This window comes from Pectinatus frisingensis (genome assembly GCF_014076555.1).
GTDB classification, from domain to species: Bacteria; Bacillota; Negativicutes; order Selenomonadales; family Selenomonadaceae; genus Pectinatus; species Pectinatus frisingensis.
In genome coordinates this window covers 1818131-1841853 of sequence record NZ_CP045424.1, presented here as the reverse complement: position 1 = coordinate 1841853, position 23723 = coordinate 1818131, and the positions used below count along the sequence as shown (strand labels likewise).

General features: G+C 38.0%; 20 protein-coding genes. 10 read left to right on the top strand and 10 right to left on the bottom strand.

What is annotated here, in order from left to right; genetic code table 11:
• Positions 1 to 251 precede the first annotated feature (251 nt).
• The 5 genes from F8M42_RS08635 to F8M42_RS08615 form a co-directional block, all read right to left on the bottom strand.
• On the bottom strand, positions 252 to 1223 hold the full coding sequence (locus F8M42_RS08635) for a sugar ABC transporter substrate-binding protein (protein ID WP_182186005.1): 972 nt from the start codon (positions 1221 to 1223) through the stop codon (positions 252 to 254).
• A gap of 446 nt (positions 1224 to 1669) precedes the next feature.
• Positions 1670 to 2482 (bottom strand): PTS system mannose/fructose/sorbose family transporter subunit IID, encoded by an 813-nt coding sequence (locus tag F8M42_RS08630; RefSeq protein ID WP_196598675.1) that lies wholly within the window; start codon positions 2480 to 2482, stop codon positions 1670 to 1672.
• A gap of 1 nt (position 2483) precedes the next feature.
• On the bottom strand, positions 2484 to 3323 hold the full coding sequence (locus F8M42_RS08625; RefSeq protein WP_182186004.1) for a PTS mannose/fructose/sorbose/N-acetylgalactosamine transporter subunit IIC: 840 nt from the start codon (positions 3321 to 3323) through the stop codon (positions 2484 to 2486).
• Between the two features lie 99 nt (positions 3324 to 3422).
• Positions 3423 to 3917, bottom strand: a complete 495-nt coding sequence (locus F8M42_RS08620; protein ID WP_182186002.1) for a PTS system mannose/fructose/N-acetylgalactosamine-transporter subunit IIB — start codon at positions 3915 to 3917, stop codon at positions 3423 to 3425.
• Between the two features lie 13 nt (positions 3918 to 3930).
• Positions 3931 to 4341, bottom strand: coding sequence for a PTS sugar transporter subunit IIA (locus tag F8M42_RS08615; protein ID WP_182186001.1), 411 nt, complete (start codon positions 4339 to 4341; stop codon positions 3931 to 3933).
• A gap of 345 nt (positions 4342 to 4686) precedes the next feature.
• On the opposite strand from F8M42_RS08615, the gene F8M42_RS08610 reads away from it, so the two are divergent.
• Complete coding sequence (locus F8M42_RS08610; RefSeq protein ID WP_182186000.1) at positions 4687 to 6213, top strand: diguanylate cyclase domain-containing protein; 1527 nt, start codon at positions 4687 to 4689, stop codon at positions 6211 to 6213.
• Between the two features lie 122 nt (positions 6214 to 6335).
• Here the strand turns inward: F8M42_RS08610 and uvrA are convergent, their stop codons facing one another.
• On the bottom strand, positions 6336 to 9200 hold the full coding sequence (uvrA, locus tag F8M42_RS08605; RefSeq protein WP_182185999.1) for an excinuclease ABC subunit UvrA: 2865 nt from the start codon (positions 9198 to 9200) through the stop codon (positions 6336 to 6338).
• 340 nt (positions 9201 to 9540) lie between these two features.
• Between uvrA and F8M42_RS08600 the strand changes: the two genes are divergently transcribed.
• The 9 genes from F8M42_RS08600 (at position 9541) to F8M42_RS08560 (ending at position 16768) form a co-directional block, all read left to right on the top strand.
• Complete coding sequence (locus F8M42_RS08600; protein WP_182185998.1) at positions 9541 to 10518, top strand: sugar-binding transcriptional regulator; 978 nt, start codon at positions 9541 to 9543, stop codon at positions 10516 to 10518.
• On the top strand, positions 10515 to 10901 hold the full coding sequence (locus F8M42_RS08595; RefSeq protein WP_182185997.1) for a transcriptional regulator GutM: 387 nt from the start codon (positions 10515 to 10517) through the stop codon (positions 10899 to 10901). The genes F8M42_RS08600 and F8M42_RS08595 overlap by 4 nt, the downstream gene beginning before the upstream one ends.
• A gap of 41 nt (positions 10902 to 10942) precedes the next feature.
• Complete coding sequence (locus F8M42_RS08590) at positions 10943 to 11308, top strand: PTS glucitol/sorbitol transporter subunit IIA (RefSeq protein ID WP_182185996.1); 366 nt, start codon at positions 10943 to 10945, stop codon at positions 11306 to 11308.
• A 44-nt stretch (positions 11309 to 11352) separates the two neighbouring features.
• Entirely contained in the window at positions 11353 to 12660 is a 1308-nt protein-coding gene (locus F8M42_RS08585) for an NAD(P)H-dependent oxidoreductase (protein ID WP_182185994.1), read from the top strand.
• 345 nt (positions 12661 to 13005) lie between these two features.
• Positions 13006 to 13848 carry a class II fructose-bisphosphate aldolase gene (locus F8M42_RS08580; RefSeq protein WP_182185993.1) on the top strand — a complete coding sequence of 281 codons (843 nt, stop codon included), beginning with the start codon at positions 13006 to 13008 and terminating at the stop codon, positions 13846 to 13848.
• Between the two features lie 91 nt (positions 13849 to 13939).
• On the top strand, positions 13940 to 14449 hold the full coding sequence (srlA, locus tag F8M42_RS08575; RefSeq protein ID WP_182185991.1) for a PTS glucitol/sorbitol transporter subunit IIC: 510 nt from the start codon (positions 13940 to 13942) through the stop codon (positions 14447 to 14449).
• Positions 14450 to 14485: 36 nt separating this feature from the next.
• The gene (gene srlE, locus F8M42_RS08570) at positions 14486 to 15484 is read left to right on the top strand and encodes a PTS glucitol/sorbitol transporter subunit IIB (protein ID WP_182185989.1); all 999 of its coding nucleotides are present in this window, start codon (positions 14486 to 14488) and stop codon (positions 15482 to 15484) included.
• A 53-nt stretch (positions 15485 to 15537) separates the two neighbouring features.
• Entirely contained in the window at positions 15538 to 16245 is a 708-nt protein-coding gene (locus tag F8M42_RS08565; RefSeq protein ID WP_182185988.1) for a triose-phosphate isomerase, read from the top strand.
• Between the two features lies 1 nt (position 16246).
• Positions 16247 to 16768, top strand: coding sequence for a YjbQ family protein (locus F8M42_RS08560; RefSeq protein ID WP_182185986.1), 522 nt, complete (start codon positions 16247 to 16249; stop codon positions 16766 to 16768).
• 272 nt (positions 16769 to 17040) lie between these two features.
• On the opposite strand, the gene F8M42_RS08555 is transcribed toward F8M42_RS08560, so the two are convergent.
• From F8M42_RS08555 to uvrB, 4 genes are all read right to left on the bottom strand, one after another.
• Positions 17041 to 18153, bottom strand: a complete 1113-nt coding sequence (locus F8M42_RS08555) for a 5-methyltetrahydropteroyltriglutamate--homocysteine S-methyltransferase (protein ID WP_182185984.1) — start codon at positions 18151 to 18153, stop codon at positions 17041 to 17043.
• On the bottom strand, positions 18150 to 20435 hold the full coding sequence (gene metE, locus F8M42_RS08550) for a 5-methyltetrahydropteroyltriglutamate--homocysteine S-methyltransferase (RefSeq protein WP_182185983.1): 2286 nt from the start codon (positions 20433 to 20435) through the stop codon (positions 18150 to 18152). The genes F8M42_RS08555 and metE overlap by 4 nt, the downstream gene beginning before the upstream one ends.
• Before the next feature lie 177 nt (positions 20436 to 20612).
• Positions 20613 to 21518 carry a LysR family transcriptional regulator gene (locus tag F8M42_RS08545; protein WP_182185981.1) on the bottom strand — a complete coding sequence of 302 codons (906 nt, stop codon included), beginning with the start codon at positions 21516 to 21518 and terminating at the stop codon, positions 20613 to 20615.
• A gap of 76 nt (positions 21519 to 21594) precedes the next feature.
• A complete protein-coding gene (uvrB, locus tag F8M42_RS08540) occupies positions 21595 to 23649 on the bottom strand; it encodes an excinuclease ABC subunit UvrB (RefSeq protein ID WP_182185979.1) in 2055 nt (684 codons plus the stop codon).
• Positions 23650 to 23723: the final 74 nt, after the last annotated feature.

The following is a 23723-nucleotide window of genomic DNA, read 5'->3' as shown; positions in this document are numbered from 1 at the left end:
AAAACCGTCGGTAAGATTATTGCATTGGAGGGTTCCCTTTAGAAGTTCTATTCGTTCCTGCATGTGCCTGAGTCCCCAGCCTTGAGTTATAGTTTTACAGCTGATACCGTTATCACGCAGTATGATATGCAGCTGATTGAGTCATACTCATAAAACCAGCAAGAAAAAATATTACTGCGGCATTGAAAATATATAAGAAATAGTGTACAGCGAGCGTTGCTTCAGTTACAGTTGCTTTTAAAGGCAGCATATTAATTCCACCCATCAATATTGTATTGGGGAATATTATCTTGCGTGAGAAGCGTTGTAGGCAGTCTTATTATTTTTTCGTTATTAACACCATTAAGTATTTCATATGCTTTTTGAGATGCCAGACGTCCTATTTCACGCGGTGACTGTCCGGCAGTAGCAGTCATATTACCATTGACAATCATTTCTTTGGTTTCGGGCGCACCGTCTACACCGTATACGCTGACCCTGGAAAGAAGGCCGGCACTTTTTAAAGCAGCCATTGCGCCCATTGCAGCAGGATCATTCAATGCCATGACAACATTTATATCATGATGTTTTTTTATTAAAGCTTTCATTGCTGGCATAGCCAGTTCAAGTTGTCCTTTACACTCAGCTGAGTCTATTATTTTGAATGCAGGATATGGTTTTATGGTATCAGTAAAGCCATTTATTCTGTCGACGGCAGATTTTGCCTGTGAATGTTTTAAAAGGATTATATTGCCACCGGATAGGTGGTTGATCATATGTTCGGCACATTCGACACCCGCCATATAATTATCGGATACTATAGTACACGTCACGGCAGTATCGTCTATATCGGTGTCAATCGCAATTATTGGTATGTGGGCTTTTTGGGCCAAAGCAATTGCAGGTTTCATTTTTTCCCAGTCGACAGGGTTCAAAAATAGTAGATCGATACCGTCATTGATAAGTTCCTGTACTTCTGCTGTTTGACGTTCTATGCTGAGAGCTGAATCACGCGTCAGCAGAATATCACCATTTTTTTCGACAGCAGTTCGTATTTCATCATCGATTATTTCATAAAATGGATTGTTTAATGTCATATAAATGGCACCAAATTTTTTACGATGTTCATTATGGCGCATTGAAAAATCGTCATTCATTAAGAAAATATTTAAAATATGAAATATATATAATAATATTAATGCTATTATTAATATAAATAAACATTTACGATATTTTTTATTCATAGATGACACTACATCCTTTGACAGGTATAAGTTGCTTTAAGTTCGCAGATAAGAGGTTATCAGTGTTAAACTAATAAAATTACAATTTGGTTGAATTTTGTTGATGCTGATGTATTAATATTATCTTTATTTCAATATTCAAACAGATAAATCCTTTTGATGTCATTTATATTGAATAATTTTTTGTATATAAGATGATATTTTTGGCAATAAATAAAAAATGATATTTTATTATATTAAAAAATGTTTTTTCAAATGATATTAACATTACAAAAACATTGAAAAGAGGCTGTCACATGAACAGCATTGACTTCATAAGGATGCAATCCACCACCGCTGTGCGGGCCCCTGCCATTTTAGGAATAGGCAAAGAAAGTAAAATACTGCATGTTTATGAATGAAAATGGTTACCTGTGACAGCCCGTTTGTGTTGTTTATTACCTATATCAGTAAGATAAACCGGGATTAAAGAAACCTATGAGAACGCCCACAAAGGCAATGACGACTAATAATAACATTACCATTGTTGGTGAAATATTTTTTTTGCTCATTAACCACCAGCAAAATATGACAGCTGCCGCAGAAAGAAATTTCGGATATATTCCGTCAAGAGTTTTTTGCAGTGCTCCGCCGCCGGGTAACATTAATGCAGTATTAATATTTATCCATGAAGCAGCCACAGCACCGATGACAATAGTACCAATCATTATGATTGAATCACGAATTGCCTGTGCTTTTTCACCTACTAAAATCTCAACAGCCCGGCCGCCCAGTTCGTAACCTTTAAAATAGGCAAATTTCATGCCGAACCACATTAGGACATTCCATACTACAATATAGAAAATAGCGCCAAGCGGGCTGCCTCCACCGGAAAGACCAAGCCCTATGCCCAAAAGTATCGGTATTAGAGTGCCGACTATCATGGAATCACCTATGCCGGCCAAAGGACCCATCAGGCCAGCGCGTATACCATTAATGGCTTCACCATCTATGGGCTGGTTGTTGGCTTTTGCTTCTTCAAGTCCTGCTGTCATGCCGACCACTAAACTGCCGATCTGTGGTTCGGTATTAAAAAATGCGGTATATGTCTGCATTGCGGATTTTCTATCTTCTTGTTTATCGTAAAGTTCTTCAATGATAGGGAGCATTGCACATAAATAACCAAAGGTTTGCATGTGTTCCTGGGAAAAACAAGTAAGATTGCCGTAAAACCATGTTATGAAAGATTTATTCAGAGTCTTTTGGGATAATTTTTTCATTTCAGATGTCCTCCTCATCATTATCGGAATCAGTGCCAGCAGTGACTTTTTTGCTTTGCAATATAGTGATTTTATAATTTAAAATGGCTAAAAATGAACCGATAATAGCAGATGCTATCAGATTAAGTCCCATACATGAAGCTAATGTAAAACCGAAAAAAAATGTAATAAAGTCCGTTGTCTTATCGACTACTTGTTTCAATAAGATGGCAATCCCTACAGCAGGCAGCATACTTCCCACTGTGAATAGTGTTTTCATGGCTATTCCATCCATTGGCATATAGGCTTTCATTATATCTACCATACCGGCACCGGCCATTGTTATAAGGACGGTAGGCAAAAATGAACAAATTATATGTGATATCCATGGCAGACCCATGTCAACGAGGTAAAGCTTTTTAAAGTCACCGTTTTCTACTGCCTGCCAGCCGATATGCTGCCAGATAAGGTTTATGGTAGCTGTGCCATAGAATAAAACTGTACCTAAAGTACCAACTGCTGCACCTAATGCAGCGGCCATCGCCTGAGCTTGCGCGGTCGCTGGATTCAATCCCATACCTTTAACGGCGCAGATAGCAAGGGGAATACCAATATAGCTGATAGCACGAACATCGGCTGAAACCGTACCTCCCGGTGTTACGAGAGCTATATATATTACCTGTATTGCGGCGCCTATGATAATGCCGCTTTGTATGTCACCTAATATTAGTCCGACCACAAGACCGGCGACAAGGGGCCGGCCTAATGTGTAGTTACCGAATGTGGTACCGCCAAGTCCGGGCATGCTTGATAAGCAAGCGCAAATCCCCAGTAAAACAGCTTGAAAAATATTGATTTCCATAAGTTTCACTCGCTTTCTTTAATCATAGTAGTTTTAGAAAAAATTAATTAATATAGCGATATTTCCAATAACAAGCTTATATAACTAAAATTTTTATCATTAGGAAAATCCAAATTGTCCGCGGAATTTTTTCCAGTTACCGATAGCTTTTTCTTTGATGAGGGCAAATTCAACTTCGTAACCGGCTTGCATGATACTTTCAAGGGCAACGGCCTCGTCCTTGGTTATAGATTGGTTGTTGCCAAGTTGGATGGAACCGGGACGCTCGTTGCACGGGCCGATTATTATTGTTTTTATGCCGGGATCAAATTTTTGATCAACGAGTATCATTTTCATGTCGATTGGATTTTTAGTGATAAGAAAATAGCGGCTGTCACTGGTTAAGACTTTTTGGCATTTCTTTTGCCAATCTTCCATTGTCCACACGAAGGTTTTTTTGTTTGAAGCGTTTTTGTAGGCGGCTTTTAAAATAGAATTTGTGGCAGCTGCATCATTCACGGCTACTATCCCGTCACAGGGATACTCTAATGCCCAGCGGGTACATGTCTGGCCGTGAATCATACGATCGTCCACTCTTACGAAAGATATTGACATGTTGTTGACCTCCTTAAATTTCATCGTCCGGTTCGTCAATATGTAAAAAAATTTCTTGTATAGAATCTTTTGCTTCATTGAGTATGAAATCGTAATCCATATATTCATTTAAAACGAAGGAAAGTGATAATGGCAGATTCATACCGGTAAATGCTCTGGCATTTGTCAGTAGATTTAGTTCAGATAGCACAGCTAAGGCTGTCGTCAACGGTGATCCACCAATAATATCAGCCAAGAGTATAATGCTGTCATTTTTGGTAATGCAGGATATAAGTTGTTTAAAATGTTGGGCAAAGCTGTCAATAGACATATCAGTCTTCAGTCCTAAAGATAAAAGGTTTTTCCTGTCCCCAGCAATCATTTTAATAGAACTGTGAAGCCCTGAAGCAAATTCACCATGGCTTACTAAAATGATATAGCGCATATTATGTTTAGCTCCTTTAATATTGGAATTTTTATTTAATTTTTAATTTACCAAAAAAACAGAAAAAATACAGCTGCATAATGTCACTTTTTATAAAAAAAAACAAGTGACATTTATCACTTTAATAAAATTACTTTTAAAGACCGATAATATTATTAATACAAAGTGCTTATTCAGGTAACTTGTATTTATAATAAATTAATATATTATTTGATTTTAGGGTATTAATACATTCGGCATAAATTCCGATATAAATATTAACAAATAGTAATTTTTTATTGGTTTCATTAAATAATAAAGGTATAAATTGCTTATGACTATATTTGTTACAGGAGTGATACTGAGTTGATAAGGAGAATATTTATATCCTTTTTTCTGTTAATGTTTAGTTTTTTTATTTTTGACTGGCTGTTTGACAATAAAGATAATTTATCATTGGCAGAATCATCGTTCACTGCAGAACAAAAAACGTTAATTTTTTTAGGCAATAAGGACATTCCACCAATGGTTTACTTAAATAATGGAAAACCGGAAGGAATTATTGTTGATATAGCTAAAACCCTTGGCAGCGAAATGGACAGAAGGGTGGAAATAAAGGCTATGAATTGGCAAGAAGCGCAAGAAGAAGTCGTTTCAGGGGAGGCAGATGCCTTGTTGCAGATAAATCCTACTGAACAAAGAGAAAAAGATTATGATTTTTCCGATTCATTGCTGGAATCAAAGTTTACAATATTTGTTGCTGCAGACAGACGGGATATATTGACGATAGATGACTTGAACAAAGAAAAAGTGGGAGTTGAGAAAGAAGGGTATCCTATACAGATTTTGCAAAAACATCCGGAGATAGAAACAGTAGTAATTCCTGACTGGAAAACCGGTTTTAGTATGGTTGAAGCAGGAAAATTGGATGCTGTGCTTGTTGATCGCTGGGTGGGAGAATATGTATTAGCAAAAAGTAATATCAAAAATATAAAATTGATTGAAAATCCTGTGGAAGTATCATATTCACGTATTGCCGTGAAAAAAGGTAACAGGGATTTACTCAATTCGATTAATCAAGGATTACAGAAAATGAAAAATGATGGCACTATGAGAACTATTTTGGATAATTGGCATAACCAGAAAGTTGTATTTTTTACGCAAAGTGACATAAAAAAAGTAATCTTATGGGGAAGTATGTTATTTATTTTTGTCATTTTATTTGCAACAGGAGTAATCATAGTGAGAATAAAAAAAATGAATGTGCAATTAAAATCTGAGGTTGAGCAGCGGACTTGTGATTTGAAATTGGCCAATAGTAAATTAGAAAAAGCTAATAGAAAATTGTGGCGGCTATCTTCTGTGGATGCTTTGACAAATATTGCCAATAGATGGTTTTTTAGAAAATGCTTGCGAAGAACATGGAATATTTGTCAACAGCATAAGAATAAAATAGCAATTATTATGTCTGATATAGATCACTTTAAACAGTATAATGATACTTATGGACATCTTGCGGGTGATGACTGTCTTAAGATAGTTGCATCGGTTATGAAAAATATTGCAAAAGAAAATAATGCATTGGCAGTCCGCTTTGGAGGAGAAGAGTTCATTGTTTTAATAGAGGAGCTGAAAAAAGAAAATATCATTGCTATAGCGGAAAAAATACGTATGAATATTGCTGCCTTGAAAGACTTGAAAAGACTGACTACTATAAGTGTGGGGGTGTCAATTATTATTCCTGACGATAATTTATCTCCGCACAATTTGGTGGATGCAGCGGACAAAGCTCTATATCAGGCCAAGCGGGAAGGACGTAACCGAATTTGCGTGAATGATTTATGTGCGGCAAATACTGATGGGATTAAGGGCAATGTTTATGAGAACTTTTAATTGGTATAAAAAATAATCGGAATTAACTGCAATATCCTGCGGTTAATTCCGATTATTTTATGGTTAGATATGATGCTTATTGTTGAGATGCCAGTTGCCGATGAATGATATATTGTATGAAATCAAATCTTTTGATGGTCAGTAAGAGCTTTTTTTGTAAGGGCGATGCCTTCTTTCAGGACAGGTGCAAGAAATTGTCCGGTGTAGGACCGTTTTATTTTTACTATTTGTTCGGGTGTTCCCTTGGCGACTACTGTACCGCCTTTGTCGCCGCCTTCCGGACCAAGATCGATGATATAATCAGCTGTTTTTATTACATCGAGATTATGCTCAATGATAATGACTGTATCACCGTTGTCAACAAGTCGCTGCAGTACATTCATTAATTTGTGGATATCTGCTGTATGAAGGCCTGTAGTGGGTTCATCGAGAATATAAAGTGTACGGCCGGTACTGCGTTTGGATAATTCAGTAGATAATTTTATTCGCTGAGCTTCACCGCCTGATAATGTTGTGGCCGGTTGTCCAAGCTGTATATAACCGAGCCCAACATCCTGAAGAGTTTTTAGCTGTCTGGCTAGTTTAGGAATATTTTGAAAGAAATCAACAGCCTCGTCGACTACCATGTGTAGTACATCGGCAATGTTCTTTCCCTTATATTTGACTTCAAGGGTTTCACGATTGTAGCGTGCGCCTTTGCATACTTCGCAGGGGACATATACATCAGGAAGAAAATGCATTTCAATTTTTATGATACCATCACCATGGCAGGACTCACAGCGGCCGCCTTTGACGTTGAAACTAAATCTGCCTGGTTTATAACCGCGTATTTTAGCTTCGTTTGTTTGGCTGAAAACTTCACGTATGGTATCAAAAATACCAGTATAAGTAGCGGGATTGGAGCGTGGTGTACGTCCGATTGGTGATTGGTCAATATTGATTATTTTATCGATATTGTCGATACCCTTTATAATTTTATGTTTACCGGGTTTTCCCTTGCTGCTGTAAAAATGCGCGGCAAGTCCCTTGTATAGTATTTCGTTTACTAACGTTGATTTGCCGGACCCGGATACGCCGGTGACGACAGTCAGAACACCAAGAGGAAATTTTACATTAATATTTTTGAGATTGTTTTCAGCAGCGCCGACTACTTCAATGTAGTTTCCATTTCCCTTACGGCGTTGCAACGGTACCGGAATGAATCTTTTGCGGCTTAAGTATTGCCCCGTTATGGATGCGGGGATTTTTTTTATTTCATCTGCTGTTCCCTGGGCAATCACTTCACCACCGTGAGCGCCCGCAGCCGGGCCAATGTCAATGATGTCGTCAGCAGCATACATTGTGTCTTCATCATGTTCAACAACAATAAGAGTATTACCGAGATCCCGCAGATGTTTTAATGTAGCCAGCAGACGGTTGTTGTCGCGCTGATGCAGTCCGATGCTGGGTTCATCAAGTATATATAAGACACCGGTGAGACCAGAACCTATTTGTGTGGCAAGCCTTATTCGTTGAGCTTCGCCGCCGGACAGAGTTCCGGCAGCACGGCTTAAGGTAAGGTAATCCAAACCGACGTTAAGAAGAAATCCCAGACGGGCATTTATTTCTTTCAATATTTGTGCGGCAATGAGTAATTGGCGTTTGTCCAGCTTTAGCAGGCGGAAAAATTTATCTGCCTCAGCAATGGTCATATTGGTGACTTCATTAATATTTTTTTCACCGATAGTTATTGCCAGCGCTTCCGGTTTGAGACGGGCACCGCCGCATACGGGACAAGGTGTCGTACTCATATAAGCCTCGTATCCTTCACGCATTATGTCTGAGCCGGTTTCTCTATAACGGCGTGCCAGAAGCGGCATTACGCCTTCGAAAGCCGTATTGTATTCCTTTTCTTCACCAAACATGTTTTCGTAAAAAAAGTGAAAGGTTTCGTCAATGCTGCCATACAAGAGAATTTTTTGAACATTAGATTTTACCTTGTTCCAAGGAGTATCAAGCGTGTATTTATATGCTTTTAATACGGCATCAATCTGACACATGGCATAAGATGCCGGATTTTTTGACAGCGGAGCAAATACACCTTGTGCAAATGTAAGGCTTTTGTCAGGCAGGACAAGATCAATGTCAAATTCTTGTTTACTGCCCAGTCCGTCACATTCAGGGCAGGCACCATAGGGACTGTTAAAGGAAAACAGGCGTGGTGCGATTTCTGGCAGACTGATGCCGCAATCAATGCAGGCAAAATTTTGACTAAACATTAAAAGTTCACCATCGATTATTTGGACATAAACAATATCATTGCCGAGGTCAAGCGCAGTTTCAATGGAATCGGCCAAGCGGGATTCAATGCCTTCCCTTACTACTAAACGGTCAACAATTACTTCTATCGTATGTTTTTTGTTTTTTTCCAAATTGATTTCATCGTTGATGTCCATGATATCACCGTCAATACGCACGCGGACATAGCCTTGACGGCGAATATTTTCCAGTAGTTTTTTATGCTCACCCTTTTTACCGCGGATAACTTGCGCCATTATTAATAGTTTTGTTTTTTCCGGCAGTTTTAAAATACTGTCAAGAATTTGATCTACAGTCTGCTGTGAAATAGGTTTGCCGCATTTTGGACAGTGCGGTTTTCCTGCACGGGCAAACAATAAGCGGAGATAATCGTAAATTTCAGTGACGGTCCCAACTGTTGAACGGGGATTACGGCTGGTGGTCTTTTGATCGATAGATATGGCTGGAGAAAGTCCTTCAATATAATCGACATCCGGTTTATCCATTTGCCCGAGAAATTGCCGGGCATAAGAAGATAAGGATTCCACATAGCGCCTTTGTCCTTCGGCATAGATAGTATCAAAAGCCAAGGAGGATTTTCCCGAACCGGACAGACCGGTAATGACGACAAGTTTGTCACGGGGTATGGAAACGTTAATGTTTTTTAAATTATGGGCACGGGCACCTTTTATTTTCAGTGAATCCGGCAAAGTGGTCAACTCCTGTATTTTACGAAATAATCACAGCAAATATATGTAAAACGAAGGTACTTATTGATATATTTAGTGTAAAATATCGACAAATTTATTATAGGAATAGTATATATTAAATAATATATTTTTTCCAGTATATATTAATAAAAACTGAAAATAAAAATTCAAGTTACTGAAAATAGAACTTAAATTAGGATCTTGGAACAAATGCAAAAAAATTTATATTTATAAAAACACTTTTACTTTTGTTCTTAATTGATTATATTGAAAATATAATCGCATTGCTATATAATAATTATCAGAATAAAAAGAAAAACATAAATTATAGGATAAAATTATGAAAAAGATAATTGATGATATAAGATTGATATTTAAATGTTGTGGTTTGTACTACGAAGATGGATTAAGTCAACAGGAAATCTCGGATATGCTGCAGGTTTCTCGTCCTTCTGTTGCAAGAATGATAAAAAATGGCCGGGAACAGGGAATCGTTAAAATAAAAGTCATTAATCCGGATAGTTTGATTTTTGGTAATTTAGAAAGAGAAATCGAGAAAAACTTTGGATTGGAAGAAGTGATAATAGTACCGTCTGGTAATGCTGATCCTGTATATGAACCAAATGAAAATTTAGCAAATGAAACATTTAAATTTCTTTCAAGAGTTTTGGAGAACAAAGATTATGTGGGTATTACTATGGGAAGAACGCTTAAAAATCTTTTAAAAGGACATCATGATGTCGAGTTCCGCAAGTGCACTTTTGTACCTATTGTGGGTGGGGTAGCTGAAAATAGTTACGATATACATTCAAATTATCTGGCTACTTCTTTCGCAGAAATATATCATGCAGATTGTTTGCAGTTTTTCGCTCCATTGGTGTTTTCTAATAAGGATATGCTTCATAATTTTTTGTGTGAATATTCAATGCAAAAAATTATGAGGGCATTTAAGAAGATTTCAATAGCAATAATGGGGATAGGTATGCCGGCAAAGCAAAAATCGACTTTGGTCAAAGCAGGATATATAAAGGAAAAATTATTTGATGAATTTATTGCAAAAGGAATGGTGGGAGATGTTGCAGCACAATTTTATGATAAAGATGGCAATACGGAGCAATTCGAATCATTTAATAACTTAATAGCAGCCATGTCTATAGAAAACTTAAAAAAAGTACCATGCAGGATTGGCATAGTAGCCGGTAAGGATAAGATCAATAGTTTAATAGGAGCAATACGGGGAAATTTGATAAATGTGCTGATTACTGATTCAGATTGTGCTAAGGAATTGTTTAATCATAGGGAGAATAATTTATTATGAAGATGATAATTGCCGGATTATTTTTGTTCATGTTGATTCAGGCAGCGGGGACATACTTACAAGTGAAATTTTATCATAGTGCAGTGCGACGATTGCATAAAAAAGGCAATATTGGAATTGGTGGTAAGAAATCACGATTTTCAGGAAATATTGTCATAATAGTCTGCAATAATAGCGGAGAAATAATTGATGGTGAGATATTGGCAGGATTGACTATATTTAACAGATTTAAGAAAATACCTGAAATTATAGGAAAAAATATATTTGCCGTTAAAGCTGGTTATGCAGTACTTGCTAAAAATCAAAAAAATAAAATGCAAGGACATATTCAGGCTGTTGATATGCTTTGTGAGCGATTGGTAAAAGAGAACAAAGCTGCCTGAATAATAAATATTTTTATTATGACTGTATTGGAGTTGTTTAAATGAAATATGACAGCAAAATAACGAGTTGGGGAAAAGATGCCATAAAACTTTTTAAAGAGTTAAATTATTTGATAATATTTAATGACGATGCACCGCCGGAATTGGCAGAGATATCTATTTTACATGAGAAAGCGCCATTATATGGAAATATTTTAAAGGGTGATACTTTTATTATCGGAGAGAAAATATTTGACGTTACTGCAATTGGCAATGAAGCTTATAACACTTTTAAAGAGCTGGGACATGCCACTTTAAATTTTTCAGGAGAAAATAAAGCTCCATTACCGGGGCATATAGTTCTTTATGGTAATATTCCATTGCTGGAAAAAGATATACAAAAGGGTATTAGAATAAATATTTATTAATTTAGCTTGTTCTTAAATTTATATAAATATGAGGTGTGTTAGTTATGCTTAACATGGACAAAAAATTATTGAAAAGACAAGAGGAGGGAAAAATAATTCGTACCGGTATAGTCGGGGCCGGACAAATGGGACGCGGTATGGTTACACAGATGGTAATTATGAAGGGGATAACTCCGGCAATCGTTGCTGACATCAACTTGGAAAGTGTAATTAATGCCTTTCACTACGCGGGTATTTCTGATGAACAGATAGCTGTGGCCAAAACTTTGGAAGATGCTAATAAATACATGGAGATGGGAAAATTTGTAGCCACTGAAAAGTCAGACTTTGTCTCTCAAGCAAATTTGGTGGAATGTGCAATTGATGTAACAGGTGTTCCTGAAGTAGGAGTAAAAATTGCTATTGATTCAATGAATAACGGTAAACATGTTGTTATGATGGATGTGGAAACTGATGTAGTGATTGGTCCATACTTGAAAAAGCTGGGCGATAAAAATGGTGTTATTTACACAGGATCCGCAGGTGATGAACCGGGAGCCGTAATGGAACTGTATTCGTTTGCTAAAGCTATGGGAATGAAGATAAAAGTTATGGGAAAGGGTAAGAATAATAAGCTTGATTATGAATGTAATCCTGATACTGTTTTACCTGAAGCCACAAGACGTAAGATGAGTCCCAGAATGCTTTGCGCATTTAAAGATGGGACAAAGACAATGGTTGAAATGACTGCTATGTCAAATGCTACAGGTCTTATTCCAGATGTAATCGGTGGACATGGACCCAGTGCTTCACCGGCTGAACGATGCAAGGAGTTAAATTCTATATTCAGGCTGAAAAAAGATGGTGGTATTTTAAATAAGCATGGAGTAGTAGAATTTGTTAACGGCATAGCACCTGGTGTATTTGTTACAGTTGCAACCGAAAATAAAGAAATTTCTTATCAAATGCAGTATCATAGCATGGGACGAGGACCATTGTGGACGTTATACCGTCCGTATCATTTATGTAATTTAGAAACACCGCTTACAGTAGCTAAAGCGGTAATTGATGGAGAACCGACAATTATTCCTATTGACGGGCCGGTCAGTGAATGCATAACGGTTGCTAAGAAGGATCTTAGAGCCGGTGAATATATTGATGGTATTGGTGGTTATACGACTTATGGATCAATAGCTACAGCTGAAGAAACATATACTAATAAATATGTAATTTATGGGCTGATTAATAAAAAGACGCGCATGAAGAAGGACGTTAAAAAGGGACAGCTGCTGACACTTGATATGGTGGAACTCGATACGAGTACACAGCTTTATAAAGTGCGCAAGGAACAAGATTCTATGTATAAAAAATAAGGGCAAATAATATTGGTGACTGAATATGCGTAAAAAAATAAAAAAGTCATTACAAAGCAGCAACTTTGTAATGACACAGATGGTTATTATCTTGGATGACATTAACCATCTATAAGAATACGGCAATCGGAGAAAAGTGTCAATATTATAAATATTTATTGGTATTGATAAAAACCAATAAACTTGAAGCAAGTGATTTTTAAATGACCATTCAAACTTTGCAGATGTAATTATTATTGGATTTGTCCCGTACATAACCAATATGATTTGAACTGCAAAGTTTGGATAGTCAATATTTATGATGGCTGTGAAATTTACTATAGTTATTATTGAGGTGAAATATATATGTTAGTGTCAACGAAAGATATGCTGAAAAAAGCAAAAGAAAATAAATTTGCGATTCCGTCGGCAAATTTTGTGGATCAAATATCGGTTAAAGCTCATATTAAAACAGCGGAGGAAATGGGGCTGCCGCTGATACTGTCATATGCACAGGCCCATTGTGTGTATCAGGATATAGAGGAAGCTGCATTGCTGGGGCATTTTTATATAAAAAAAGCTCAAATTCCAGTAGCATTACATTTAGATCATGGTATGGATCTTAGTTTTATAAAAAAAGCGATTGAATTGGGATTTACTTCTGTAATGATAGATGCTTCTCAGCAAGAGCTTAAAGGCAATATAGCAATGACTCAGGAAGTAGTTAAATTTGCCCATAAAAATAATGTGGTAGTTGAAGCAGAGATAGGACATGTCGGAACAGGTAAAAATGTTGGACAGAGTGAGACTGATACAAATGATGACAGTATTTACACCACTGTGGAGGAAGCAGAAAAATTAGTGCAGGAAAGCGGAATTGACAGTTTGGCTGTATCCATAGGAACAGCGCATGGATTATATAAAGGAACACCTAAAATAAATTTTGAAAGGTTAAAAGAACTTTCAGAAAACATAGCAATACCACTGGTCCTTCATGGGGGTTCATCGTCAGGAGATAAAAATTTAGAGAAATGTGCATTGGGAGGAATAGCAAAAATAAATATTTACACTGATTTTGTGGTAAACGCATATGATAATTTAAAGCAAAATACAACGAATAATTATTTTGACGTTAAAAATTTATTATTGAAGGGAATGATATCAACTTTAAAACATTATTATAAAGTATTTCATACGCAACCATTATAATAAGAAAGAATAAAATGAAAAATGTGGTAGTATTATTTTTATAATTTTAAAATAAATTATTATTTTTTAAAAATTAGAAAAGAGGGATATTATGGAAGTTATTGCGATGTTAGCAAATAGCTTTATTGAATTATTTAAAGCAGGCGCGACGATTTTTATAGGATGGGTAACTGGTATTATTCCTTTGGTAGTAGTTTTGATGACGGCCGTAAGTTCAGTTATTAAATTGATAGGTGAAGAACGTGTATACAATGTTGCCAAAAAAGCAACAAAGTACACAATTACTCGTTATACTATCGTACCTATATTGGCAGTAATATTTTTAGCTAATCCTATGTGCTATACTTTTGGTCGTTTTGTCGAAGAAAAATATAAACCGGCATTTTATGATGCAGCAGTGAGTTTTGTTCATCCGGTAACCGGATTGTTCCCTCACGCCAATGGTGGGGAGTTATTCGTTTATATGGGAATTGCAACGGGCATAAGTCAATTGGGCTTGCCGCTTGGTGATTTAGCTGTAAGATATTTTCTTGTTGGGATAGTAGTGATACTGCTTAGAGGCATAGTAACGGAAAAAATTTATGGAAGAATGAGTAGATGACCAAATATATAATTATACGTGGACAGGAGGAGCAAAATGTATAAGTCGATTATTATACGAAAAGGTAAATCGGGTTGGGGCGGGCCGCTGCAAATAACCCCGACAGATATTCGCAATAAAGTACTTTGTGTGACGGGCGGAGGAATTCATCCTGTAGCAAAAAAAATTGCAGAAATGACAGGAGGAACTGTTGTTGATGGATTTAGCACAGGCATACCGGATGAACAGATAATGGTTGCAGTGGTGGACTGCGGCGGTACTGCGCGCTGCGGAGTTTACCCAAAGAAAAAAATATTTACAGTTAATCTTACACCCGTGGGAAAATCAGGTCCCCTGGCACAATTTATGACAGAAGATATTTACGTATCCGATGTAACGGAAAAATGTATAAGCTGGGTAATTGATGCGGAAAATGAGGATCATATTACCCAATCGTCCCTAAATACGGCGAATAAAACACATATTACAGAGAATGACAGTAAATCCAGTGATGATAAAAAGAAAAATAAAAATTTAGTAATGCGGATTGGTATAGGTGTCGGCGTTGTTGTCAATAAATTTTATCAGGCCGGTCGTGAAACAATAGATATGGTAATCAAGAATATTTTACCATTTATGGCATTTGTCAGTATGATATTGGGAATAATCAGTGCTTCGGGAATAGGTAATGTAATAGCAAATACTTTATCACCGTTAGCGAGTACATTGCCGGGAATGCTTGGCATATCTATTATATGCGCACTGCCTTTTCTTTCACCGATCCTTGGACCGGGAGCAGTCATAGCCCAGGTAGTAGGAAGCCTGTTAGGAGTTGAAATAGGTCTGGGGCATATACCGCCGCAATATGCACTGCCTGCGCTTTTTGCTATAAACGCACAAGCAGGAGCCGACTTTGTACCGGTGGGATTGAGTCTTGGTGAAGCAGAACCGGAAACAATAGAGCTTGGGGTACCGGCAGTGTTGTATTCAAGACTTATAACGGGCCCTGTTGCAGTGCTTATAGCATATGTTTTCAGTATAGGTCTTTATTATTAATGAATAGGGCAAATGAATTACTTAGAAATATTTTTGAAATCAGGAGATTATAAATGGGAAAAGTGAAAAATCCTTTTTTAGTGGTAAATCCTAAATCATATCTTTATGGTAAAAAAATTTTACAATTGGCGGAATCAACAGATAAAATTGCAGAAAAAAGCAGGCTGCAAATTTTCTTCACTTGTCCATTTACGGATATTCGATATATTAGAGAGCATACTCATTTTATTATTGTGACAGCTCAGCATATGGAATATTTAAAACCGGGGCGTGGGATGGGGCATATATTACCGGAATCTTTACAAGAGGCTGGTGCAGGAGCTGTTTTTCTTAATCATGCAGAAAATCCTTTAACCGTGTCGCAGCTTTCCAAAACAATAATCCGGGCAAAGAAATTGGGATTAATAACTATAGTATGTGCGGATTCATTACTGGAAGCAACTGCTATTGCTGAATTTAAGCCAGACATCTTGTTATGCGAACCCACTGATTTAATTGGAACAGGGCAAGTTGCCGATGACAGTTATATTTTAAAGACTACTGAGCAAATCAAGTCTATTAATCCCGATATTGCTGTAATGATTGCATCAGGAATAACAACTGCAGAGGATGTTTATAATGTAATTAAATTGGGTGCAGATGGAACAGGAGGGACAAGTGGTATTCTTAAGGCACCGGATCCTGTTAGGCGGGTGCAGGAAATGGCTGAAGCTGTTTTGCAGGCCCAAAGAGATAGAAAAAATGTAACTGGGAGGCAATAGTATGGCTATTTACAAGGAAACCTTAAATTTACAGTCTCATGGTGAAAGTCCTACATTTATTGATATTACAAAATCTGTTAAAAAAATAATAGTATCAAGTGGTATCAAAAATGGCATTTGTGCGGTTATATCACCGCATACGACCTGCTCGGTTTTTTTTGAGGAATTTGTCCATGACTATAATGAAAATGGTGACGAGTTTTTACAGGCAGATTTAAATAACATATTGAAAAAAATAATTCCGGATAATATAGCACAAGGTCAGTATAATTATCCTGGTGAAAAACATTATCAGGCAGTGGAAGCATGGCCCGATGCCGAAAAATATTTACCGAATGGAGACCGTAGAGCATTATTGAATTGTGATGCACATTTAAAGGCCACATTGCTTGGTTCCAGTCAAATATTTGATGTTGACGATGGTGAATTCGGAGCAGGACCAACGGGATATGTTTATTTTGTTGATTTTGACAGGACAAGGGCCAGAGCACGTAAGTGTAAAGTAATAGTATTAGGTGAATAAAGTACAGGTTAAGAAGTAAATTGATATAATGAAAAGGGACTGTCGAATGACAGCATTGATCTCATGAAGATGTAATTGTATTTTTCTACACTTTTGGCGGATAAAGAAAGTGAAATTGCAATTTATGAATAAAAATGCTTAGGTGCGACAGTCTCTTTTTATGAAGTACTAATGAGCGGATATAGCTATAGATAAAAGACAAAACCGTATGCAATCAATACGCGGGCTGCATACGGTTTTGTATAGATACTGCCAATATATCACTTAGTGTTTTACCAAATTGTTTCGGCTATTTCTTTTACCAAGGCAAGTTTTGCCCATTGTTCGGATTCGGTCAGCTGATTGCCGATTTCACAGGAGGCAAAACCGCACTGTGGGCTTAGGTAAAGTCTGTCTAATGGAATGTATTTTTCTGCTTCATGAATGCGGGCAATGACGGAAGTTTTGTCTTCCAGCCGGGGAGCTTTTGTGGTAATCAGGCCGAGCACGACTTTTTTGTTTGCCGGTACATACTGTAAAGGTTCAAAATTACCGGAACGTTCATCGTCAAATTCAAGATAGAAAGCAGCAGCGTCTTCGTTGGCAAACAAAAATGGCGCAATTGGTGCATAACCACCGGAGCTAGCCCAGGTGGAGTGGTAATTGCCGCGGCACACATGGGTTGTAAGCGTTAAACCTTGTGGTTTGCCATTGATTACTAAATTGTTGATACGCAGGTATTTTTTTGCTTCGTTTTCAAGAGAAATATTGCTGTTTTGCCTGGCTGACCAATATTTTGTGTCACAAAACATTCCCCAGGTGCAATCATCAAACTGGACATTGTGGCAGCCAGCGGTAAAAAGATCATGCAGTACGGTATGGTAAGCTTGGACGATATCTTGGATTAGATCCTCCAGATTGGGATAAATGCTTTTGGTATAAGCCGCATTGTCTTCACGAAACAGTTCAGCCAGCAACTGGGCCGGAGCCGGCAATGTCTGTTTTGCAACGGTGTTTTCATCTTCAAATTGTTTAACGAACTTAAAGTGTTCGACGAAAGGGTGATTTTTTCCGTCAATTTTTCCGGTTAGTCTGATAGAACCCGGAGTGGTTTCTTCATCATGAAAAAAATAGCCATGGTTAAGTTCAATGGCATCAATACCATTAAATCCCCACATAAAATCAAGATGCCAGTAACTCCTGCGGAATTCACCATCAGTAATCACATGATAGCCGGCTGCTTTTTGTTTGGTGATCAGCGCAGTGATTTCTTTGTTTTCTATTTCAGTTAGCTGATTTTGCGTTATTTTTTTGTTTTTATAATCTTCCCGCGCCTGCTTTAAAGCGGCAGGACGTAAGAAACTGCCTACATAATCATAGCGAAATGGTACCTGTAATTTATTCATAAGTTTTTATCTCCCTCGGTTAATTGTGTGCGTACGTTTTTGGCAGCCTGGACAAGGTTTTTAAGACTGGCTGCAGTTTCTGTTTTACCGCGGGTTTTTAGACCGCAGTCAGGGTTTATCCATAAGTTTTCTTGAGGAATTTTTTGCAGCATCAGATGAATAGCTGCCTCAATTTCGGTGACGGATGGAACACGTGGTGAATGAATATCATATACACCAGGACCAACTTCAGTTTCAAAGTGATTATTTTGCAGTGCTGTCAGTATCGTAAGCTTGGAACGTGAGGCTTCAAAAGTAATCACGTCGGCATCCATGGCATCTATTTCAGGGATGATATCTTCAAATTCACTATAGCACATATGAGTGTGAATCTGGGTCGTGGGTTTTACTTTGGCATGGCAAAGGCGGAAGGCTTTGATGGCAAAATCAAGGTAATCACTGTGCCAGTCGGCATGGCGCAGTGGTAATTTTTCCCGCAGAGCGGCTTCGTCAATCTGAATGATGCGGATACCGGCCTGTTCCAATTCCAGTACTTCTTCCCGAATAGCAAGACCTATTTGATACATCATTTCCCTTGTGGAAATATCTTCACGGGGAAATGACCAGTTTAAGATAGTAACCGGACCGGTCAGCATGCCTTTAACATCTTTATCAGTTAGTGAAGCAGCGTATTTGATATAATCGGTAGTAATTGATTTTTCTCTTTTGATATCACCAAAGATAATTGGTGGTTTAAGTCCGCGAGTACCATAAGACTGTACCCAGGCATTGGTGGTAAACACGTAACCCTTGAGATTTTCTCCAAAAAATTCGACCATATCATCACGTTCAAATTCACCATGAACAAGTACATCAAGGCCAATTTCTTCCTGGAATTTGATACAATCTTTAATAAAATGTTTGGCGGTACTGCGATATTGTGTTTCATTAATTACACCGTGACGGTATTGGGAACGATTTTGTTTTACAGCCTTGGTCTGAGGAAATGAACCGATAGTGGTTGTAGGCAGCAATGGCAGATTTAAGATTTTTCTTTGCAGCGCCTGACGTTTTTTCCGCGGCATTGCGCGGGTAAAATCATTATTGGTCAAGGCAGCAACTTTTTCTTGTACTGTCTTGTCTATACGCAGCTCAGTGGATTGAAACAGCTGGCAATTTTGCTGGTAAGCGGGGTCGTTTTGGTAGTCAGGTAATTCGGTCAGCCGGCATATTTCCCGCAATTCTTCAAGTTTTTCATAGGCGAAGGAAAAACAGCGTGTGATTTCCGGTGCGAGCTGAGGTTCATTGGTTACTGTATAGGGAACATGGAGTAATGAACAGGAAGTGCTGAGAATAATTTTATGGCAATGGGCTTTTAAATTTTTCAGCTGCGATAAAATTGAATTATAGTTGCATCTCCAGATGTTTTTGCCATTTATCAGACCGGCAAATAGAATTTTATCATCAGGGAAATTAGTTGTTAATCGAGTAGTTTCCTTTCCTTCAAGAAAATCGAGTCCGATTCCGTCAAATTGCAGATTATATAGCTGACGGCAGCAGTCACGCACGTCACCAAAGTAAGTTTGCAGTAAGACTTTAACAGTTCCTTTTTTTTCTAATATAAATTGATACATATCGGTAAACAGTGCTATATCATTTGCAGTCAAATCCATTACAAGATATGGTTCATCAATTTGCAGCCAGTCAACTTTGTTTGTTGCACAGCTCTTTAAGATGTTATTGTAAGCGGTTTTTATCGAATCCACATAATCTGCAATGTTTTTATGACCGGTAAAGCTGGCAAGTTTCAGAAAAGTAAACGGACCGATTATTACCGGTTTGGTATTAATACCAAGAGATTGTGCCTGATGAAAACCGTCGAGAAAGTGGTCAGAACGGAGCAGGATATCGGTTGTGTCATCAAGTTCCGGTACCATGTAGTGGTAATTGGTATTGAACCATTTTTTCATGGCAGTCGCTTTAACATCACCGTGGTGACCCTGGTAACCGCGGGCCATGGCAAAATATGCAGCGGTATCATCAAGATTCAAATCAAGATAACGCTGTGGAATGGCGTTGAGCATAAAAGAAGTATCCAGCATGCCGTCATACAGGGAAAAATCATTAGAAGGAATGAAAGCAGCACCAGCGGTTTGCTGGAGTTTCCATTGCTTTGCCCTGAGTTTAGCCGTAGTTTGTAAAAGTTCATCTGTATTGATTTCGTTGCGAAAATATTTTTCGACAGTAAATTTTAGCTCCCTTTGGGCGCCGATTCGCGGAAACCCGACTACTGAATATTGCATAAGTTCATCTCCAAATTAATGTTTTATTTGTATATAGAATAGCGCAATGATCGTTTAACGTAAAATATAAAAAAATAACGGTTTGCTATAGCTTGAATCTATAACAGCCGTTATTTAGTAATAAATTAATTTAAATTAGCTTTATTAAATGAAAATAAACTATTTACGTTAGCAGTTTTATTTCTCTGATAACTCTGCAGCATAATGTTTTAAGGCATTGATATACAATTGGGCAAAACGACCTGGACGTACTTTTGTGTGAGTGATATAGCCTATTTCCATATAGTCATCAACAGTGAGTGGTAAAGCCAAGATATTTTTTCCATTTAATTCTTCACTGATAACTCCGCTGCAGATCGTATAACCATTGAGTCCAATGAGTAGATTGAATAAAGTAGCGCGGTCAGAAACCATAATATCTTTTTTGCTGTCCCGGGTACTCAGAATTTCCTCTGAAAAATAAAAAGAATTATGTGTACCCTGCTCGTAAGATAAACGAGGGTAGGGAGCAAGATCTTCAAGTGATACGGTGTGTTGGCCGGCAAGCGGACTAAAAGTGCTGACAAACACATGAGGTTTGGCAATAAAAAGCCGTTGAAAAGTCAAATCATTTTCCCGCAGAGTTTTGCGAAGGACAGTTTCATTGAATTTGTTAAGATATAAAATACCTACTTCGCTGTGCAATTTAGCAACATCTTCAATAATCTCATAAGTCTGAGTCTCCCGGATACGAAAATCATATTCTTCACCGCCATGATTTTTCAGCAGTGTAACAAATGCTTCTACGGCAAAAGAATAATGCTGGGTGGATATACAAAATTGATGCTTTGTTGGTGTGATGCCAAAATATTTTTCTTCTATTAAGTCGGTTTGTTCGATAACCTGACGGGCGTAACCAAGAAATTCTTCACCGTCAGTCGAAAGTATAACACCTTTATTGGTACGGACGAAGATAGTAATACCCAGCTCATTTTCCAGTTCTTTTATAGCAGCTGTGAGGCTGGGCTGGGTAATATAAAGCTGTTTGGCGGCTTTACTGATAGTTCCCACGGCAGCGACGGTTACGATATATTTTAGTTGCAATAAAGTCGTTCTACATTCCTCCTGACTGAGTCAAAATAATTGATGGTTTGTCTATAGAGTTATAAATGGCATAAATTCAGGCAGTTTGCGAGGGGGTGTTTTTCTTTTTGCTGTTTTTTTCGTTTTGCAGTTCGAAAATTACGTCACGCAGTTCGGCTGCTTTTTCAAATTCTAAGGCCCGTGAAGCTGCCTGCATTTCTTTGGTAAGGGTATTGAGCAGTTTTTGCTTTTCCTTGGCAGTCATTTTTAATTTCTTCCGTCCGGGTTTATATTGTGAATTATTTTCTGCAACCATTGTTGTTTCGATGAGATTTTTAACTTTTTTTTGAATGGTCTTGGGGATGATACCATGTTTTTTATTGTATTTATCTTGAATTTCACGGCGGCGATCTGTTTCATCAATGGCTTTTTGCATGGAATCAGTGATGCGATCAGCATACATGATTACTGTGCCGTGTGAATTGCGAGCTGCCCGGCCAATAGTTTGAACCAAGGAAGTTTCTGAGCGTAAAAAGCCTTCTTTATCAGCGTCAAGAATGGCTACCAGCGAAACTTCCGGCATATCAAGACCCTCGCGCAATAAATTTATGCCGATGAGCACATCGAAAACGCCCAGGCGCAAATCCCTTATTATTTCAGCGCGTTCAATAGTGGCAATGTCAGAATGAAGATAACGGACTTTTATGCCCATTTCCTTCAAATAATCTGTCAGATTTTCGGCCATTTTTTTAGTCAAAGTGGTAATTAGCACACGTTCTTTTTTATCCATTCGGATTTTTATTTCACTTAGCAGATCATCCATTTGACCTTCCAGCGGTCGTATTTCGATTTTGGGGTCTAGCAGACCAGTGGGACGAATAATTTGTTCAACTATCTGACTGGCTTGTGAAAGTTCATATGGTGCCGGTGTAGCTGATACATAAATTATTTGATTGATTCTTTCTACAAATTCTTCAAAACGCAATGGTCGGTTGTCGAAGGCAGACGGCAGACGAAATCCGTTATCGACTAGAGAAACCTTGCGGGAACGGTCACCGGCATACATTGCGCGCAACTGAGGTAGTGTGACATGAGATTCATCGATGACAATAAGAAAGTCATCAGGAAAGTAGTCTAAAAGGGTGTAAGGTGATTCGCCTTTTTTACGTCCGGTCAAATGACGTGAATAGTTTTCGATGCCGGAGCAGTACCCCATTTCCTGCATGATTTCCAAATCATAATTAGTGCGCTGCTTGAGCCTTTGAGCTTCCAGCAGTTTGCCTTCACTTGTAAGATATTTGAGTTGCTCATTTAGTTCTTCTTCTATAGTTTTTACGGCTCTGTCCATGTTTTCCGGTGAAGTGACATAGTGTGAAGCGGGAAAAATTGTTATGCTTTTGCGTTCGCCGAGTATCTCACCGGTCAGTGGATCAAATTCACTTATGCGATCCACTTCATCACCAAACAATTCAATACGAACGGCGCGATCTTGATAACCGGCCGGGTAGACTTCAATTATATCGCCGTGTACACGGAATTTACCACGGACAAAGTTGATATCATTTCTTTCATATTGTATTTGCACCAGCTTGCGCAGCATGGCGTCGCGGGGATAGTCTTCACCACGGCGTACCGATAACACCAATTCATAATATTGTTCCGGTGAACCTAAACCATAAATACAGGATACGCTGGCCACAATTATGACATCACGCCGTTCAAATAATGAACAAGTGGCTGAATGGCGCAGTTTATCAATCTCATCGTTGATCGAAGAATCTTTGGCAATATAGGTATCAGTCTGGGCAATATAAGCTTCCGGCTGATAGTAATCATAATAACTTACAAAATATTCTACAGCATTGTTGGGGAAAAATTCCTTGAACTCGCTGGCAAGCTGCGCTGCCAGAGTTTTGTTGTGAGCTATTACCAGAGTCGGTTTTTGTACTTTTTCAATAACTTTGGCAATGGTAAAGGTCTTGCCGGTACCTGTGGCGCCAAGCAGGACCTGGGCAGTTTGTCCGTTTTCAATGCCGGCGGCAAGATCTTTTATCGCTGCAGGCTGGTCACCTGTAGGTTGATATGGGGCAACGACTTTGAATGGTGTTTTTTCCACCAAATGAAGTGTGTTTAATTTTGGTACAGTAGCCATATTACATCCCTCGAAATAAAAAAATCAGTACTATTTTTAGTATAGCGTAACAGCACTGATTTTGAAATCTATTT